The following is a 17162-nucleotide window of genomic DNA, read 5'->3' as shown; positions in this document are numbered from 1 at the left end:
GGCGTTCCGGGGGACCCCCGGCGAGGGGCCCGCGCTTGCCCGCCGCACTGCGCGACCGGCCTGGTCCTCACCCGGGGCACCCCACCGCGGTAGGAGGGTTGCCGGCCAGCAAGCCGGGGCTTCGCGCTGGCACTCATGACCTGGAACCGAAGATAGCGGAAAACCCGCGAAGAAAGCCAGCCCCGTCTCGTGATCTGAGACGGCGGTCACCCGACAGTCTACAAAGGACAGAAGGGTCAGGCCCCGGATTCCCCGTGCCAGCGGGCGAGGCGGCCGGCCCGGTCGACGGCCCGGATGCGCCGTTCGGTCGCGTCGCGGTCGGCGGCGGTCGTGACCACGAGAAGCTGATCCTCGACCTGCAAACGGCTCGTTTTCTGCGGGGTGAAGCCCGTCCCGCCGCGCACCACGAGGCTGACCGTCGCCCCGGCGGGCAGCCGCAGCTCCGACAGGTACACGCCGTGCAGCTTCGACCCCTTCTGGATGCGCACCTGCAGCAGTTCCGCGCCGAGTTCGTCGAGCGGCGCGGCGTCGACCTCGATCTCGTGCGCCTGCGTCGCCTTCGTCAGCCCGAGGATCCGCGCGAGCGGGCTGAGCGTCGCGCCCTGCAGCAGGGTGAGCACGATGACGAGCACGAAAACCGCGTCCACGAGCCGTTGCGCGCCCGGCACGCCTTCGGACAGCGGGATCATCGCGAGCACGATCGGCACCGCACCGCGCAACCCCGCCCACGACAGGAACGTCTGCTCCCGCCACGGCAACCGGAACGGCAGCAGCGACAGGATCACCGACAGCGGCCGCGCGAGCAGCAGCACCACCGCGCCCGCGACCAGGCCCGGGATGAGCGTTTCGAGCAGCCGGGTCGGCGACGCGAAGAGACCGAGCAGCACGAACAGCCCGATCTGCGCCAGCCAGCCGAGCCCTTCGGCGAACGACAGGGTGTCCGACCGGTGCGGCAGCTTGGAATTGCCCAGCACCAGGCCCGCGACGTAGGTGGCGAGCAGGCCGGACGCGTGCGCCAGCTGTCCCGAGGAGTACGCGAGCACGCACACCGCGACCGTGGCGAGCGGGTACAGGCCGGTCGCCGGAAGCGCGGCCCGGCGCAGCGCCTGCGCGCCCAGCCAGCCGAACGCGAGGCCGAGCGCGAGGCCGGCGAGCAGTTCGTAGACCACCAGCAGCGGCAGCGACCAGTCGACGGCCTCGCCGGACGCGAGCACGACGACCGCGATGTAGGCGGGCGCGTCGTTGACGCCGGATTCCAGCTCCAGCGCGCCGACGAGCCGTTTGCCCACCCCGGCCGTGCGCAGCACGGAGAACACCGCCGCCGCGTCGGTGGACGCGAGGACCGCGCCCCACAGCAGAGCGAGCCGCCAGTCGAGGCCGAGCAGCCAGTGCAATGCCGCGCCGGTGACCGCGATGCTGATCACCACGGCCACTGTGGACAGCAGGATTCCGGGCCCCAGCGAGGGTTTCACCGCCGACCAGCGCGTGGTGAGCCCGCCTTCGGTGAGGATCAGCACGAGCGCGGCGAGCCCGAGGGACTGGGTGAGCGCGGGATTGTCGAAGCGGATGCCGAACCCGGCCTCGCCGAGCACGACGCCGATCCCGAGATACAGCAGCAGCGACGGGAAGCCGAGCCGGATGGACACCCGCACCGCGACGACCGAGACGACCAGAACCAGCGCTCCGACGCCCAGCAGCACGGGAAGCTCGTCCACTCTGGCCCTCCCTCCCGGTCGCCCGCAGGCGTCCAGAATAGTGAGGCAGGGTCCGGTTCCCGAGCGCGCACCACCGGTGCGGGGGACGGCGCAGGTGTGTTACGACGCCTCGGCGGCACTCACCGTCGCGAGATCGACACCGAGCGCGGCGAACGGCCCCTTCGCGCTCGGCAGGACCCGGATCGCGCGCTGCTGGTCCCGCGTCAGCCATCCCGCCTCGACGGCCCGCTCCAGCACCGCCGCCGGAACCGCGCCGGCCAGGTGCTCCCGCCGCTCTGTCCAATCCAGACAGTCGCGCAGCAACGGCCGCCGCGGCCGATCCGGCACCGCGACGCCGAGATCGGCCAGCACGTCTCGTCCGGCGTCGGTGAGCGCGAGCCCGTCCGACACGTCGATCAGGCCCCGTTCGACCATCCCGTCCCGCAAGGCGACCCCGAGCGTCCCGGCCAGATGGTCGTAACAACTGCGCGCGAAGGACAACCGCTGCACCCGCAACGAAGTCCGCAGCCCGGACGGCCGTTTCAGTTCGGCATGCTGCGCCAGATGCTCGATCAACTCCGCGACCCGCGGATTCGCCAGCCGCACGTACGCGTGCCGCCCCTGCTTCACCCGCGCGACGAACCCGGCCTCGGCCAGCCGCGTCACGTGCTCGCTGGCCGTCGAGACCGCGATCCGCGCGGCGGCGGCCAGTTCGCCGACGGTCCAGGCGCGGCCGTCGAGCAGGGCGAGGCACATGGTCGCGCGGCTCGGATCGGCGAGCACTGCGGCGACTTCGGCCAGTCCGACTGTTTCCATACGGCGAGGGTAGAGCGGGCAAGGTTCGGCGGCGGCCGAAAAGTCGCCTCGTGAGTGTTCATCCCGGTTAGAACCGGGATGAACACTCACGAGCCGCTACAGCGCGTCGAGGAACTTCGCGCCCAGCGAGACCGCCGGTTTGGAGTCGTTGGCCCCCTCCAGGAACACCGCGAACGCCAGGTCGCCGCGGTAGCCGACGAACCAGCCGTGCGCCTCCGCGCCGTCGCCGAACTGCGCGGTGCCGGTCTTGCCGAACACCGGACCGGAGTGCGAGAGGCCGGTCGCCGTGCCGCCGGTGACGACCTCGCGCATCATCCCGCGCAGAGCCGACAGCACCGATCCGGACGGCGGCTGGTAGCCGGTGTTGACCTTGGTCCCGCCCTCCCACAGCCGCGGCACGACCGCGCGCCCGGACGCCGCGGTCGCCGCCAGCACCGCCGCTCCCATCGGGCTGACCTGCACCTTTCCCTGTCCGATGCCGTCCTCGACCTGCTCGTCCGCGTTCGCCGCCGGGTCGACGCGGCCCAGCTCGGTGGACAGGCCCTCGATCGCGAAATCGGCGTTGAGGCCGAACTGGGTGGCCGCCTTCGCGAGCCCATCGGCGGGCAGCTGCGACGCGAGCCGGCCGAACGTCGTGTTGCACGACTTCGCGAACGCCTTGTGCACGGTCGTCGTGCCGAGGTCGAAACCCTCGTTGGAGAGCGTGCGGGTGCCGATCCGGTCGGTCAGCGGGCACGGCACCGAGGAATCCGGCGTGACGAGCCCGGCTTCCAGCGCCGCGGTGGCGGTGACGATCTTGAACGTCGACCCCGGCGCGTACTGGCCGCTGAACGCCGACGCCGCGTTGGTGACGCTGGCGTTCTGCGCCACCGCGAGCAGATCGCCGGAAGACGGCTGGACCGCGACGAGGACTGCCTTGCCGCGGTATCCGTCGACCGCTGCCTGAGCGGCGTTCTGGGTCGCGACGCTGAGCCCGGTGACGGCCGGTTTGTGGTCGCCCTCGGGGTTGCCGAACAGCGTCTCCAGGCTCTTGCCCGTGGCGTCCACGCGCTCGACCGCGAACGCTTGCGACGCTTGGCCGTGCCCGGTGAGCGCCGAACGGAGCAGCGGGAACACCTCGTCGTCAGCCAGTTTCAGCCCGCCGCTGCCGGAGACGACGACCGGTTTGCCGTCGCGGTCGACCACCGCCGGAAGGTCCGAGGACGCGATCGCCAGCCGCTGGCCCGCTTCCAGCTTGGGGTGCAGCACGGTCGGCGCCCAGTGGACCCGCCACTTGCCCTGCGCCTGGACGAGGCCGAGGCTGCCGGTGTACGTCCAGCTGCGGTTCGGACCGAGGTTCCAGGTGATCGTGTAGGCCGCCGTGGCCTTGTCGCCCTGTGCCGCGCCGACGTCGCCGAGCTTGGCGGTCAGCTCCTTGGGCCGGAGCGTCGCCCACGCGTCCTGCAGCGCGGAAGAGGCGTCCGTCGGGGCGTCGGTGGCCTTGCTGGCGGCGTCGGGGTCTTTCCCGGCGAAGGCGAGCAGGTAGGTGCGCGCCGCTGACGTCGGGTCGCCGGGCTCCGCGACCGTCTCCGTTCCTGGCGAGGCCGCCGTCGATCCCCCTCCGTTGAGCAGCACGACCGCCGCCACCACGATCGCGACCACGGCCAGCGCGCCCCCGATCAGCACGCCCTTCTTCCCGGCAGGACTCACCGTCGCCTCCCCCTCGCCCCACGCGGTCCGCCCGCGTCCCTGGCCCAGCTTGCTCATCGCTGGAGGGAACCGGGCGTTACCTCGGGGAATGGGACGGATTCGTGATCAACGCGGTGCAGTATAGGTCGTTATACGTCCGCCGCCGGTCCGCGGGTCAACGATCCGCGGGCCGGAGGGCAGTTTGGGACCAGTCGGGGACGTGCCGCGCTCAAAGCCCGCCTGAAGGACCCCGATCACCGGCGAGCGGTGGCGCGGTGCTCCTGCTGTCCACGGTGGGCCTTCTGCTCCGCGAGATGGCCTCGCCCGGGACGCGTCGTCGGCTGTTTCGGAATCCCGGCTGCTCGTTCGCAGGGTAAACCTGCTGGTCACCGCCGGGATCCGGACGGCAGACGCACCCTTTTCGCTGCCTCCTGGCCTTCCGGATCAAGTCGCCAGTCGGTACCGGACGTACTGCCGGGCAACGTCGGTGAGCCCGGGGAACGCGCCGCGGTAGGCCCACATTCCGAAGACCAGCACCGCGAACGCGGTCACTGCTTCGGCGGGGGCGTCTCGGTACGCCGGGATCGCGTTCGCCCATTCTTCGGCCTGTTGCGGGGTGTGGCCGTCGGCGACGAGCCGCAGCACCAACGCCGCCGGGTCAAGCCATGGCGCGCCGACGCTCGACCACGCCCAGTCGACAACCCGCGCGCGGTCGGAGACGAGAATGTTGAGCGGGTGCAGGTCACTGTGCACGAGGCTGCTTCCGTCAACGGCCTCGATCCCGCGCCGCTCCCAGTCCAGCAGTTCAGGCAGGTGGGCCTTGTCCCAGCCGTCAAGTTCGCGGTCCGATTCGGACAGTCGACGCCAGGGGGCGGACCACGCCCATTGGTCCATGGACTGCTCCAGTTCGACGGGGGACGGGGTCAGCTCCCGTGTCATCGCAGCTACGGTCTCGGCGACCATCGGGAGGTCCGGCGATCCCGGCGCGAGGCTGGGGTGATGCCCGGTGACGGCCTCGAACCCGAGCACGTGCCACCCCTCGGCGGTCACTTCCCAGAGGAGGCGCGGCGCAGCAGAATTCGGCCGGGCCCCGACCCGTGCTTCCGTCTGCTGCGCCCGCGCTCGCCGTGTGCCAGCCAGGACGCCCTTGACGAAGCAAGGGCCGTGCGCGGCCTGGAGCGTTGCCAGGAAATCGGAGTTCCGGCCGTTGTCCGGGGAAACCGTCGCGGCCACGGGACCCGTCCGTTCTTCGATCGCTCGCCGGACGGCAGCGGGAAGGTTCGCCCAATCCTGGCTGACCATGTCTGCCTCTTCGGTCTAGCTCCGCGCGGAAGACGGCGGCGGGTCGTCGGTGCACCCGTTCTTGCACTGGGAACACTTGGCGCACTTCGCCGCGCCAGTGAACCACAGGGGCTCGTCCACCGCGAACCCCGCCGCCCGGATGGCGCCGGTGGTCCGGCGCATCATGTCGACGAGCGGAACGTCCCCGATTTCGTCTCTGTCATTCGGGACGTGGTGGATGAAGCTTCCGGAAACCCGGTCGCAGAATTCCGCGTATTCGTGCGTGTACAGAATGAACGTGTGCCATCCGATATCGACGGTTTCGCTCGGCGCCAGAGGGCGGCTGGTCCGGGCGCACGCCGCGAGGAACGCAAGCGCCTGGTCCATGATTCGTCCCGCGTACTCCAGAGAAACGACGTTCTCTGTCGAGATGCGGGCCCGGAGCCTGCGGAACAATTCCTCCGGGATGAGCCCCTGCCCGGTCAAGTCCCCTACCGCAACAGTCATATGCGAACATCCTTCCGATCTGGTTGTATCCGTTGCCTTGCGTGCCAACGAAAACCCGGCGACCGCCGCCGGGACCACTACAGTCCAGCGGTCTTTTTCGTTGCCGCGCATGGAACCCGGCCGGTGCGGAGCCGATTCGCGGACCGTGCGCGGAAGGTCTCCCCAGCATGATTCGCGCGGTCATCGCCTGTCCCTCGCGTCCGTACCAGCCCATGCCCTCTACCTTCGGGACCAGCCGGACCGATGAACAGACGTTTGCCGTCTACCGTCGTCTACAGTCAATGGCGAGCACAGGGGGTGACGGATGGACGACCTCGCAGCACGGCTCCGGCGCGCACGCACCGACGCGGGGATGAGCCTCGCGGCTTTAGCCGCCCGCACCCACTTCAGCAAGCCGCTGCTCGGGTTGCTCGAAACCGGAAAACGCACGATCAGCCCGGAACACGTAGTCGCCTACTCCCGCGTCCTGTGCGTTCCCGTGACGGCCCTGTACGGGGCCCCGGACGACCCATTGCGCATCGCGCACGAATGGCTGGTGTCCGAGACTCCCGCAGCCCGGCACACGGCCGCCGGGCGACGCGTCGGCCCCAGCCTCGCCACCGAACTAGAGGAACGCGTCGTCGAGCTGCGCCACCTCGACGACGTGATCGGCGGGGGCGACCTCATCCCGCTCGTGCGCCGCGAACTCGCCGACGCCGAACGGGTAGTGAACGAGGCCAGCTACGACGAGGACACCGGCCGCCGCCTGCTCACCGCAGTCGGCGAACTCGCGCAGCTCGCCGGATGGGTCGCCAGCGACGCCGGACAGTACGCAGAAGCACAGCACGTGTACCTGTCCGGCGTGTCCGCCGCCCGCGACGCCGGCGACCGGGCACTCGCCGGGCAACTCCTCTCCAGCCTCAGCTACCAGGTGGCGAACGTCGGCGACCCGGCCGACGCCGCCCTGCTCGCCCGGTCCGCCGTCGCCGGGGCCCGCGACGCCACCCCCACAGTCCGCGCACTGCTGCTCGAACGAATCGCGTGGGCATCCGCCCGGTCCCGCGACACCGACAGCACCCGCCGCGCCCTCGACTCCGTAGACGACGCCTACGCCGCCCGCAGCACCGGCACGGAAGAACCGGAATGGGTGTACTGGCTGGACCGGAACGAAATCGACGTGATGGCCGGACGCTGCCTCATCGAACTAGGCGAACCGGCACGCGCGGAACCTCTCATCACCCACGCCGTCGACGCTACGCACCGGAACACGCCCGGGAAGTCGCCCTGTACCGGACCTGGATCGCCGAGGCATACGCGCGCTCTGGGGACCTCGACGCGGCCCGCTCCGCACTACGCGCTGCCCGCGAGTCCGGCGACGGAGTCAACTCGGCCCGGCTGGCCACCCGCGTCGAACAGATCTCCCGGCTGGTCGGCGCGGACGCGTAAGCACCAGGCCCGCGCTGTCGGCCAGCTCCCCGAGCGGAGATCATCTCGTCTCTCAGCCGGGGCGACCTCCGCCTGGGGAAATCGACCGACGAAACAGCAGGTTTCAACCCCGCGCCGTATAGGTCGTTATACAGCCTGATCGGTCTTCCGCCGCGCGCGCTGCCAGCAGATCCCGGCCACGACCAGCACCGCGACCAGGACACCCGAGCTGATCAGCTGGACCCGGGCCTCGGGGTCGCCGGTCATCACCGCCAGGATCGCGACCATCGCGGCCAGCGTGAGCCAGGTCAGGTACGGGAAGCCCCACATGCGCACGGTAAGGCTCTCCGGCGCGGTGCGTTCCAGCTGCCGGCGCACGCGCAGCTGCGTGCAGGCGACCAGGATCCACACGATCAGCAGCACTGAGCCGACCGCGTTGAGCAGGTATTGGAAGACGGTGTCCGGCCAGAGTGCGTTCAGGGCCACGGCGACGAAGCCGAAGAGCACCGAAGCCGCGACAGCGAACACCGGCACGCCGTTTCGGTCCACTTTGGTCAGTGCGCGGGGCGCGTGGCCGCGGCGGCCCAGCGAGTACACCATGCGGGCCGCGCCGTACATGTTGGTGTTCAGGGTGGACAGCAGGGCGAACAGCACGACCACGTTCATGATCTGCCCGGCCGCCGGGATTCCGATCCGCTCCAGGGTCGCGACGAACGGGCTCTGTCCTGTTTGGACGTCCGGCCACGGCAGCAGCGAGACGATCACCAGCATGGAACCGATGTAGAACACCGAAATCCGCACGACCGCGTTGCGGACCGCGCGGCCGACGGCGTGCGCGGGGTCGTCGGACTCCGCGGCCGCGATGGTCACCACTTCCAGGCCGCCGAAGGTGAAGACCACCGCGAGCAGCCCGGTGCCGACGCCCTGCCATCCGTGCGGCAGCAGCCCGCCGTGGCCGAGGAGGTTGCTCGTGCCCGCGAAGGACGTCCCGGGGAGCACGCCGAGGAACGCGAGCACGCCGAGGACCAGGAACGCCACCACGGCCAGCACCTTGATCAGCGCCAGCCAGAACTCCAGCTCGCCGAAGCGGGACACGGCCGTGAAATTGACCGCGGTCAGCACGGCCATGAAGAGCAGGACCAGCGCCCACTGCGGAATGCCGGGCAGCCAGCCGTTGACGATGATGGCGGCGGCGGTGGCCTCGACGGCGAGCACCACGACCAGCGCGGCCCAGTACAGCCAGCCGATGGCGAACCCGGCCCACGACCCGAACGCGCGCTCGGCGTGCACCGAGAACGACCCGCTGGACGGGATCGCGGCGGCCATTTCCGCCATCATGCGCATGACCAGCATCGCGAGCGTGCCCGCGAGCACGAAGGACAGCACGATGCCGGGCCCGGCGAGCTTGATCCCGACGCCGGAGCTGACGAACAGTCCCGAACCGATCACGCCGCCCATCGCGAGCATGGCGAGGTGCCGCTGGCGCAATCCGGCGGCCAGCCCCTCGGCGGCCGCGGCTTCTGAAGTCATGGGGAATCCCTAGCAGACGCTCCCCCAGGCGCCGGAAGGCAGGCGTCCGTGCGGGGAACCCAAGCAGAATCCCTCCGGGTTCCCCGCACGGACCAACCGCACTTACGCCTTCGCGACCGCCACGCGCACCTTCACGCCTTCGCCGACCGTGCCGTCGAAGCCCTCGGCCACCTCGCCGTAGGACACCGACGTCGCGAGCGTTTCGGACGCCACGAACTCCTCGTGCTTGCGCACCGCGCCGGTCACCTCGCCCGCGGCGTCCACGGTCAGCGAGATCCGGTCGCCGACGTCGAGACCGGCCTCGCGGCGGGCCTGCTGGACCACGCGGACCAGGTCGCGCGCCACGCCCTCGTTCGCCAGGTCCTCGGTGACCTCGGTGTCCAGCACGACCAGGCCGGCCCCGCCGGGCAGTTCGGCCGCCGCGCCGCCGCCGGAGGCCACCAGCCGCCGGTCGTACTCGCCCTCGACCAGCTCGACGCCCGCGGCCACGACCGCGCCGGAGGCGTTCGTCGTCCAGTCGCCCGCCTTGACCGCCTTGATCACCTGCTGCACGGCCTTGCCCAGCCGCGGCCCGGCCGCCCGCGCGTTCACCGCGACCTCGAACGTGCCGTGCGCGGCGACGTCGGCGGTCAGCTCCACCGCCTTCACGTTCACCTCGTCCCGCAGGATCTCGGTGAACCCGCGCAGCGGTTCGACGTCCTCGGCCGCGACCACGAGCTTCGCCAGCGGCAGCCGCACCCGCAGCTTGTTCGCCTTGCGCAGCGCCAGCGCCGACGACGCCACCTGCCGCACCTTGTCCATCGCGGTCACCAGCGCCGCGTCGGCGGGCAGGTCGAGCGCGTTCGGCCAGTCGGCCAGGTGCACCGAGCGGCCGCCGGTCAGCCCGCGCCACACCGTCTCGGTGGTGAGCGGCAGCAGCGGGGCGACGACCCGGCAGGTCACCTCCAGCACCGTGTGCAGCGTGTCGATCGCGTCCTGCTCGCCCGCCCAGAACCGGTCGCGCGACCGGCGGACGTACCAGTTCGTGAGCACCTCGAGGAAGTCCCGCACGGTCTGGCACGCGCCCGCGATGTCGTAGCCGTCCATCGCGGACTCGACGTCGGTCACCAGCTCGTGCGTTTTCGCCAGCACGTACCGGTCGAGCAGGTGCGTGGAATCCGTGCGCCACTGCCCCTGCTTGCCCTCGGCATTCGCATACAGGGCAAGGAAATAGTACGAGTTCCACAGCGGCAGCACGGCCTGGCGCACCGCGTCGCGGATCCCCCGGTCGGTCACCACGAGGTTGCCGCCGCGCAGGATCGGGCTCGCCATGAGGTACCACCGCATGGCGTCGGACCCGTCGCGCTCGAACACCTCGTTGACGTCCGGGTAGTTCCGCAGCGACTTCGACATCTTCTGGCCGTCGGAGCCGAGCACGATGCCGTGCGACACGCAGGTGCGGAACGCCGGCCGGTCGAACAGCGCGGTGGCGAGCACGTGCAGCAGGTAGAACCAGCCGCGGGTCTGCCCGATGTACTCGACGATGAAGTCGCTCGGGTAGTGGTGCTCGAACCATTCGCGGTTCTCGAACGGGTAGTGCACCTGGGCATACGGCATCGACCCGGAGTCGAACCACACGTCGAGCACGTCCGGCACGCGGCGCATGGTCGACTTGCCGGTCGGGTCGTCCGGGTTCGGCCGGGTCAGCTCGTCGATGTAGGGCCGGTGCAGGTTGTCCAGCCGCACGCCGAAGTCGGCCTCCAGCTCGTCCAGCGAGCCGTAGACGTCGATGCGCGGGTAGGCCGGGTCGTCGCTTCGCCACACCGGGATCGGCGTGCCGAAGTAGCGGTTGCGGGAGATCGACCAGTCGATGGCGTTCTCCAGCCACTTGCCGAACTGGCCGTCCTTGACGTTCTCCGGGTACCAGGTGATCTGCTGGTTCAGCTCGACCATCCGGTCCTTGAACTGCGTCACCGCGACGAACCACGACGACACCGCGCGGTAGATCAGCGGGTTCCGGCAGCGCCAGCAGTGCGGGTACGAGTGGTCGTAGGTCTCGTGCCGCAGCAGCACCGCGCCCTGGCGCGCCGCGCCGCCGGTGCCGTTCTTGAGGTCCTTGACGATGTTCGGGTTCGCGTCGAACACCTGCTGCCCGGCGTAGTCCGGCACGGTGGCGTCGAACTTGCCGTGGTCGTCCACCGGCGTCACCGGGGCGATCCCGGCCGCGTCGGTGACCACCTTGTCCTCGGCGCCGTAGGCGGGCGCGATGTGCACGATGCCGGTGCCGTCTTCGGTGGTGACGTAGTCCGCGGAAAGGACGCGGTGCGCGTTCTCGGCGCCCACGAAGTACGGGAACGGCGGCGCGTAACGGGAGCCGAGCAGCTGCTCGCCGGTGTAGCGCGCGACGACAGCCGGTTCCTCGCCCAGCTCGCGGGCGTACGCGGCCACGCGCTCCTCGGCGAGCAGGTACCGCTTGCCGTCGCTTTCCACCACGACGTACTGCACCTCGGGATGCACCGCGGTGGCGAGGTTGGACGGCAGCGTCCACGGCGTCGTGGTCCAGATCAGCAGGTACGTGCCGTCGAGTTCGTTGTCGTTGCCCTCCAGGCGGAAGCCGACCGTGACGGCCGGGTCCTGCCGGTTGCGGTAGACGTCGGCGTCCATGCCCAGCTCGTGGTTGGACAGCGGCGTCGCGTCGCGCCAGCAGTAGGGCAGGACGCGGTAGCCCTCGTAGACGAGTCCCTTGTCCCAGAGCCGTTTGAACGCCCAGAGCACCGATTCCATGTAGGTGACGTCGAGCGTTTTGTAGTCGTTGTCGAAGTCGACCCAGCGGGCCTGGCGGGTCACGTACTCGCGCCATTCGTCCGTGTAGCGCAGCACGGACTGCCGCGAAGCCTCGTTGAACTTCGCGATGCCCATCTCTTCGATCTCGGTCGTCTCGGTGATCCCGAGCTGCCGCATCGCCTCGAGTTCGGCGGGCAGGCCGTGGGTGTCCCAGCCGAACCGCCGTTCGACGTGCTTGCCCTTCATCGTCTGGTAGCGCGGGACGATGTCCTTGACGTACCCGGTGAGCAGGTGCCCGTAGTGCGGGAGGCCGTTGGCGAAGGGCGGGCCGTCGTAGAAGACGTACTCGTTGTCGCCGTTCGTGCCGGCGGGGCGCGCGTCGACGGTCGCCTGGAAGGTCCGGTCGCTCTCCCAGTACGCGAGGACGCTCTCCTCCAGCGCGGGGAACGACGGCTGGGACGGGACCGTGGTCTCTCCGCCCGGCGAAGCCTGGGGGTACATCCGGGTGCTCCTTGCGTTCGTCGCTCGTACGGGCGACCGGCGGCCGCCCACACGGGGACGAGACGCTCGCGCGTCACGCGGTACCACCCCGCTTGCCCGGCGCGCTGCTCCCGGGCCACTCGTTGCACGGCTGTCACGGGCCGCACCCGTCCGGTTCTACTGCGGGCTCGCGCCCGGTTCTTCCGGAGGCTCCCCGGTGATGGCCGGATCGACGCCTTGCTGACTCCAGGTTAACGCCTCGCCGCAACTCGCTTTCGCCCTGCCCCGGCTGTGTTCGCCCGGCCGGGCGCGGACGCCGGTAAACCGCGTAACGATCGCGGGCGCCGGGCGGAAAAACCCGGTGCCCGGCGCCGGGCCGCACCGATACGGTGGCCGCCGGGCAACGGTCCCGCCAACACCACAGCACAGGAGTCGAGCACGGGTGAACCGTAGTTTCCAGGTGGATCTTCGCGGGGTCGTCGACCTGCTGAGCCAGCACCTCTATTCCAGTCCGCGCGTGTACGTGCGGGAACTGCTCCAGAACGCGGTGGACGCGGTGACCGCGCGGCGGGCGGCCGACGCCGCCGCGCCCGCCGGGATCGCGATCGACGCCGGCGAGGGGACGCTGCGGATCGCCGACACCGGGATCGGGCTGACCGAGGGGCAGGTGCACGAGCTGCTCGCGACGATCGGCCGCAGCTCCAAAAGGGACGAACTCGGGTACGGCCGCCGGGATTTCCTCGGCCAGTTCGGGATCGGGCTGCTGTCCGCGTTCCTGGTCGCCGACGAGACCCGCGTCGTCACCCGCTCGGCGACCGGCGCTCCCGCGGTTTCGTGGACCGGCCGCGCGGACGGCACCTACGCCGTCGGGCCCGGCGAGCGGGACGCGATCGGCACCACCGTCACCCTCACCGCGCGCCGCGGCGCCGAGCAGTGGTTCGTGCCGGAGACGGTCGCCGACCTCGCGACGCTCTACGGTTCCATGCTGCCGTTCGAAATCACCGTGAACGGCAAGGCGATCAGCGGCTCCGGCGTCCCGTGGCTGGCCGGCCAGCGCTCCCCCGGGCACCGTTCGGCGGACCTCGTCGGCTACGCGCAGGAGGTGCTGGGCTTCACCCCGTTCGACGTCGTCGACCTCGACGTGCCCGAGGCCGGGCTGACCGGCGTCGCCTACGTGCTGCCGTTCCCGGCGAACCCGGCCGAGCAAGGCGGGCATCGCGTGTACCTCAAGCGGATGCTGCTCGCGGAAAACGCACCCGGGCTGCTGCCGGACTGGGCGTTTTTCGCCCGCTGCGTCGTGGACACCGGCGAGCTGCGGCCCACCGCGAGCCGCGAGGCGCTGTACGACGACGATCAGCTCGCCGCGACCCGCGAAGCGCTCGGCGAGCAGCTGCGCGGCTGGCTCGTCGGGCTGTCGGCCACCCATCCGCAGCGGCTCAACCAGTTCCTCAAGATCCACCACCTCGGCGTCAAAGCGCTCGCCCTGCACGACGACGACATGCTGCGGCTGGTCGACGAGTGGTGGCCGCTGGAAACGAACGTCGGCCGGATGACGCTCGCCGAATTCCGCGCGCGCTACGGCGTGCTCCGCTACTGCGCGACCGCCGACGAATTCGACCAGCTGGCCGGCGTCGCGGCCGCGCAGAACCTGCCGGTGATCAACGGCGGCTACACCTACGACAGCGAACTGGTCGAACGCGCCCGCGCGCTCGACCCGGCCGTGCGCGTCGAGCGGCTCGACCCGAGCGACCTCACCACCGCCTTCGCCGACCTCGACCCGGACACGGCGCTGGCGGTCCGGCCGTTCGCCGCGGCCGCGCAACGCTGCGTCGACCGGCTCGGCTGCGAGGTCGTGCTGCGCGAGTTCGAGCCCGCGTCGCTGCCGGTGCTCTATCTCGTCGACCGTGCCGCCGCGTTCGCCGGCGAACTGCGCGCGACCAAGGAAGCCGTGGACGAGCTGTGGGCCGGGGTGCTCTCGGCCTTCGAGAAGCCGGAACGGGACCGCCCGCAGCTGGTGCTCAACTACCGGAACCCGTTGGTACAGCGCATTTCCCGGCTCGACAACGCGGAGCTGACCGCGCTGGCCGTCGAATCGCTCTACGGACAGGCGCTGCTGCTCGGCAGGCACCCGGTCCGGCCCGCCGATTCCGCGCTGCTCAACCGGGCGTTCCTCGGCCTCCTCGACCGCGCCGTCCCGAACCAGGAGAACCGATGACCGCACCGACCGGCCAGGACCTGTGGAACCGGCTGGGAGCGGCCCGCAGCCTCCCCTTCGGCAAGGGCCAGATCGCCGCGATGGAGACCCTGGTCCGGACCGCCGACGCCGAGGGCGCGGGCGACGTGCAGTACGCCGCCCGGCTCTCGCTCGTGCGCGCGTACACGCACGGCGGCGAACCGGCGAAGGCGTTCGTGCCGTTCGCCTGGTGTCTCGCCAAGCACGACCAGGGCGAGGGCGCCGAGAACTGGGACTACGTTCTCTTCTGGTCGTTCAAGTCCGTCGTCAAGTCGCTGACCGACTTCCCCGAGGTGCCGCTGGAACGCACCTACGCCGTGCTCGACGACATGGAGCGCAGGTACCGGGTGGCCGGGCACACGATGAACCCGGTGCACCAGCACCGGCAGATCGTGGCGCGGCACGTCGGCGACCACGAAACGGCCGTCGAGCAGTACCGGCTGTGGAACGCGGCGCCGCGCGGCGAAATGTCGGACTGTGCCGGATGCGAACCGTCGAGCAAGGTCGCCCACCTGAGCCGCTACGGCCGGTTCGAGGAAGCCGTCGCGATCGCCGAACCGGTGCTCAGCGGCACGTTCACCTGCAGCGAGCAGCCGAACGGGATCCTGTCCACACTGCTGCTCCCGTTCGTCCACAGTGGACGGCTCGAAGAGGCGGCGCGGGCGCATCGGCAGGTGTACCGCACGATCCGGCACAACCGGCTGGACCTGGGCCTCCTCCCCCGCCACCTCCGGTTCTGCGCGCGCACCGGCAACCACGTGCGCGGGCTGGAAATCCTCGAGCGGCATCTCGGCTGGCTGGACGACGCGCCCTCCCCGTACGTCGAGATGGAGTTCTGCGCGGCCGCGGCGCTGAATCTGCGCCTGGTCGCCGACTCCGGGCACGGCGGCACGGCCGTGCGGCGGCCCGGAGGCGAGATTTCCGTCCAGGCCCTGCACGACGAGCTTTCCGAGCGCGCGCTGGGCGTCGCGGCCCGCTTCGACGCCCGGAACGGGACCAGCGAGCAGAGCGACCTGGTCCGCGCCGTCCTCGCCGCCGAGCCGATCGTGGACCACCTCCCGCTGTCCTGGACCAGCCCGCGGCCGGCCCCGGCGCGGACTCCGGCCGCACCGTCCTTTCCGGACACTCCGGAGGAACTGGCCGACCTCGCCGAGAAGCACTCCCGGCGCGGCGAAGAAGCGGCCGCCGAAGCCGCGTGGGCGAAGTTCGACGAACTGTGCCCGGAACCGGCCGGAGCGCTGCTCGCGCGGCGGCTGTCCGGGTCCGCCAACGCGGCGGCGGACCCCGAAACCGCCGTGCGCGATTGGCTGCGCGCGGCCGAACTGTTCGCGGCCGAGGGCGACGAGGTCGCCCGGCACACCGCGGCGAGCAAGGCCGGGCTCGCCCGCTGCCAGCTGGGCCAGCCCGGCCTCGCCGCCCTCTCCGACGCGGCCGAGGCACTGGCCGGGCTGGACGACCGGGACCAGTACGTCCGCGCCCTGATGCGGTGGGCCGTGGCGCTTTCCGAGACGGACGACCTCGACGGCGCGTCCGCCGTTCTCGGCCGCGCCGAAGCCGCCGCCACGGCGGCGCCCGCCGAGCTCACCGCCCGGCTCTCGCTGCTGCGCGCCGAACTCACCGCGCGCAGCGGCCGGCTGCCGGAGGCCCGAGAGCTGGCCGAGCGCGCGACGGAACTGTTCGCCGAAGCCGGGTTGGCCGGCCAGGAGGGGTGGGCACGGCTCATGGCCGCCCGGATGACCGCCTCGACCGGCGATCTCGAGGCGGCTTACGCCCTGCTGCGGCCCGCCGAATCCGTCGCCGACGCGGGCCTGCGGGCCCAGATGCGCCGCACCCTCGGCATGCTCGCGTCCGACCTCGGCCTGCTGGAGGACGCGGTGGGCCACTACCGCGACGAGGTCGCCGATCTGGCCGAGTCCGGGGACCTGGCCGGGGCCGCGCTCGCCCAGCTCGGGCTGGCCTCCGCGGCCGGCCGCGCCGGGGACGCGCTGACCGCCGCCGACGCGGCCGAGGCGGCGATCGAAGTCCTGGAACGGGACGGCGGCGAGGACGAACTGGCCAGGGCGCGCTACCTGCTCGCCGGGGCACATCGTGCGCTCGACCAGCGAGACGCGGCGCTGGTCTTGCTGGGGCAGGTGCTCGAGCATTTCGCCGCGGCCGGGAACCAGCCCGCGGCCGGGCAGGCAGCCGAGACCATCGGCGACGTCCTCGACGAACTCGACCGCGACGACGAGGCCGCCGAGTCCTACCTGCGCGCCGCGGAGTGCTTCAGGGCGGCGGAAATCCCGGTCGACGCCGTGCGCAACCTGCGGCAGGCAGCGGTGTCGTGGCAGTGGACCGCCGACCCGGACCGGGCGCTCGCCACGCTGGCCGAAGCAGAGAAAAGCGCCGCGGCCCTCGAGGGCGACGAGCCGCCGGTCGTCGGGGAACGAGCCATGGTCGCCTTGAACGGCGGCCGGATCCTGGGTTCCGCCGGACAGCGGGAGGAAGCGCTGCCCCGGGCCGCCGCGGCCGCGGAACTGCTCCAGTCGATCGGCGCGACGACCGAAGCCGCGATCGCCGTGTCGCTGCAGGCCCGGCTGCTGGCCGAACTGGACCGCCCCGCCGAAGCCCGGGCCGCGGCGGAAGCAGCGATCCAGGGCTTCCCGCCGGAGGCGACGGAGCAGATCGAAGGACTCCGGGCGCTTTTGGCGAGCCTCGACGTTTCGTAGGCGCCGCTCCGCCGAGCCCGCGGGTGTTCTGCCGGGCTCGGCGGATCATCCCGCTTGTCGCGAACCCGGCCGCGCACC

General features: G+C 71.3%; 10 protein-coding genes and 1 riboswitch. Of the genes, 3 read left to right on the top strand and 7 right to left on the bottom strand.

Going from position 1 to position 17162, the window contains the following annotated elements; translation table 11 throughout:
• Window positions 1-26 precede the first annotated feature (26 nt).
• Window positions 27-141, bottom strand: a riboswitch (SAM riboswitch).
• 95 nt (window positions 142-236) lie between these two features.
• The 5 genes from F9C12_RS39720 to F9C12_RS39700 form a co-directional block, all read right to left on the bottom strand.
• A complete protein-coding gene (locus F9C12_RS39720) occupies window positions 237-1715 on the bottom strand; it encodes a potassium/proton antiporter (RefSeq protein WP_409179447.1) in 1479 nt (492 codons plus the stop codon).
• A gap of 99 nt (window positions 1716-1814) precedes the next feature.
• Window positions 1815-2510: an ArsR/SmtB family transcription factor gene (locus F9C12_RS39715; RefSeq protein WP_409179446.1), complete on the bottom strand. Its 696-nt coding sequence runs from the start codon at window positions 2508-2510 to the stop codon at window positions 1815-1817.
• A 96-nt stretch (window positions 2511-2606) separates the two neighbouring features.
• Window positions 2607-4256, bottom strand: a complete 1650-nt coding sequence (locus F9C12_RS39710; protein ID WP_409463867.1) for a penicillin-binding transpeptidase domain-containing protein — start codon at window positions 4254-4256, stop codon at window positions 2607-2609.
• Between the two features lie 366 nt (window positions 4257-4622).
• Window positions 4623-5228 (bottom strand): phosphotransferase family protein, encoded by a 606-nt coding sequence (locus F9C12_RS39705; protein WP_409463866.1) that lies wholly within the window; start codon window positions 5226-5228, stop codon window positions 4623-4625.
• A 267-nt stretch (window positions 5229-5495) separates the two neighbouring features.
• Window positions 5496-5966 (bottom strand): glycine-rich domain-containing protein, encoded by a 471-nt coding sequence (locus tag F9C12_RS39700; protein WP_409179443.1) that lies wholly within the window; start codon window positions 5964-5966, stop codon window positions 5496-5498.
• A 304-nt stretch (window positions 5967-6270) separates the two neighbouring features.
• Between F9C12_RS39700 and F9C12_RS39695 the strand changes: the two genes are divergently transcribed.
• Entirely contained in the window at window positions 6271-7530 is a 1260-nt protein-coding gene (locus F9C12_RS39695) for a helix-turn-helix domain-containing protein (RefSeq protein ID WP_409463865.1), read from the top strand.
• Here the strand turns inward: F9C12_RS39695 and F9C12_RS39690 are convergent.
• The gene (locus F9C12_RS39690; RefSeq protein ID WP_409463864.1) at window positions 7518-8900 is read right to left on the bottom strand and encodes an amino acid permease; all 1383 of its coding nucleotides are present in this window, start codon (window positions 8898-8900) and stop codon (window positions 7518-7520) included. The two genes, F9C12_RS39695 and F9C12_RS39690, sit on opposite strands and share 13 nt — an antisense overlap.
• 102 nt (window positions 8901-9002) lie before the next feature.
• Entirely contained in the window at window positions 9003-12164 is a 3162-nt protein-coding gene (ileS, locus tag F9C12_RS39685; RefSeq protein ID WP_409463863.1) for an isoleucine--tRNA ligase, read from the bottom strand.
• A gap of 421 nt (window positions 12165-12585) precedes the next feature.
• On the opposite strand from ileS, the gene F9C12_RS39680 reads away from it, so the two are divergent.
• Complete coding sequence (locus F9C12_RS39680) at window positions 12586-14358, top strand: HSP90 family protein (protein ID WP_409463862.1); 1773 nt, start codon at window positions 12586-12588, stop codon at window positions 14356-14358.
• Window positions 14355-17084: a hypothetical protein gene (locus F9C12_RS39675; protein ID WP_409463861.1), complete on the top strand. Its 2730-nt coding sequence runs from the start codon at window positions 14355-14357 to the stop codon at window positions 17082-17084. The genes F9C12_RS39680 and F9C12_RS39675 overlap by 4 nt, the downstream gene beginning before the upstream one ends.
• Window positions 17085-17162 lie beyond the last annotated feature (78 nt).

The sequence above is a fragment of the Amycolatopsis sp. GA6-003 genome (assembly GCF_046267895.1).
Taxonomy (GTDB): Bacteria; Actinomycetota; Actinomycetes; order Mycobacteriales; family Pseudonocardiaceae; genus Amycolatopsis.
The sequence above is the reverse complement of the archived record's forward strand: the minus strand, read 5'-3'. Positions and strand labels throughout refer to the sequence as shown.

Bases quoted from the DNA above. Each gene is read 5' to 3' on its own strand.
- F9C12_RS39715 (WP_409179446.1), bottom strand. From the start codon at position 2,510: ATGGAAACAGTCGGACTGGCCGAAGTCGCCGCAGTGCTCGCCGATCCG.
- F9C12_RS39710 (WP_409463867.1), bottom strand. From the start codon at position 4,256: ATGAGCAAGCTGGGCCAGGGACGCGGGCGGACCGCGTGGGGCGAGGGG.
- F9C12_RS39700 (WP_409179443.1), bottom strand. From the start codon at position 5,966: ATGACTGTTGCGGTAGGGGACTTGACCGGGCAGGGGCTCATCCCGGAG.
- F9C12_RS39695 (WP_409463865.1), top strand. From the start codon at position 6,271: ATGGACGACCTCGCAGCACGGCTCCGGCGCGCACGCACCGACGCGGGG.
- F9C12_RS39690 (WP_409463864.1), bottom strand. From the start codon at position 8,900: ATGACTTCAGAAGCCGCGGCCGCCGAGGGGCTGGCCGCCGGATTGCGC.
- ileS (WP_409463863.1), bottom strand. From the start codon at position 12,164: ATGTACCCCCAGGCTTCGCCGGGCGGAGAGACCACGGTCCCGTCCCAG.
- F9C12_RS39675 (WP_409463861.1), top strand. From the start codon at position 14,355: ATGACCGCACCGACCGGCCAGGACCTGTGGAACCGGCTGGGAGCGGCC.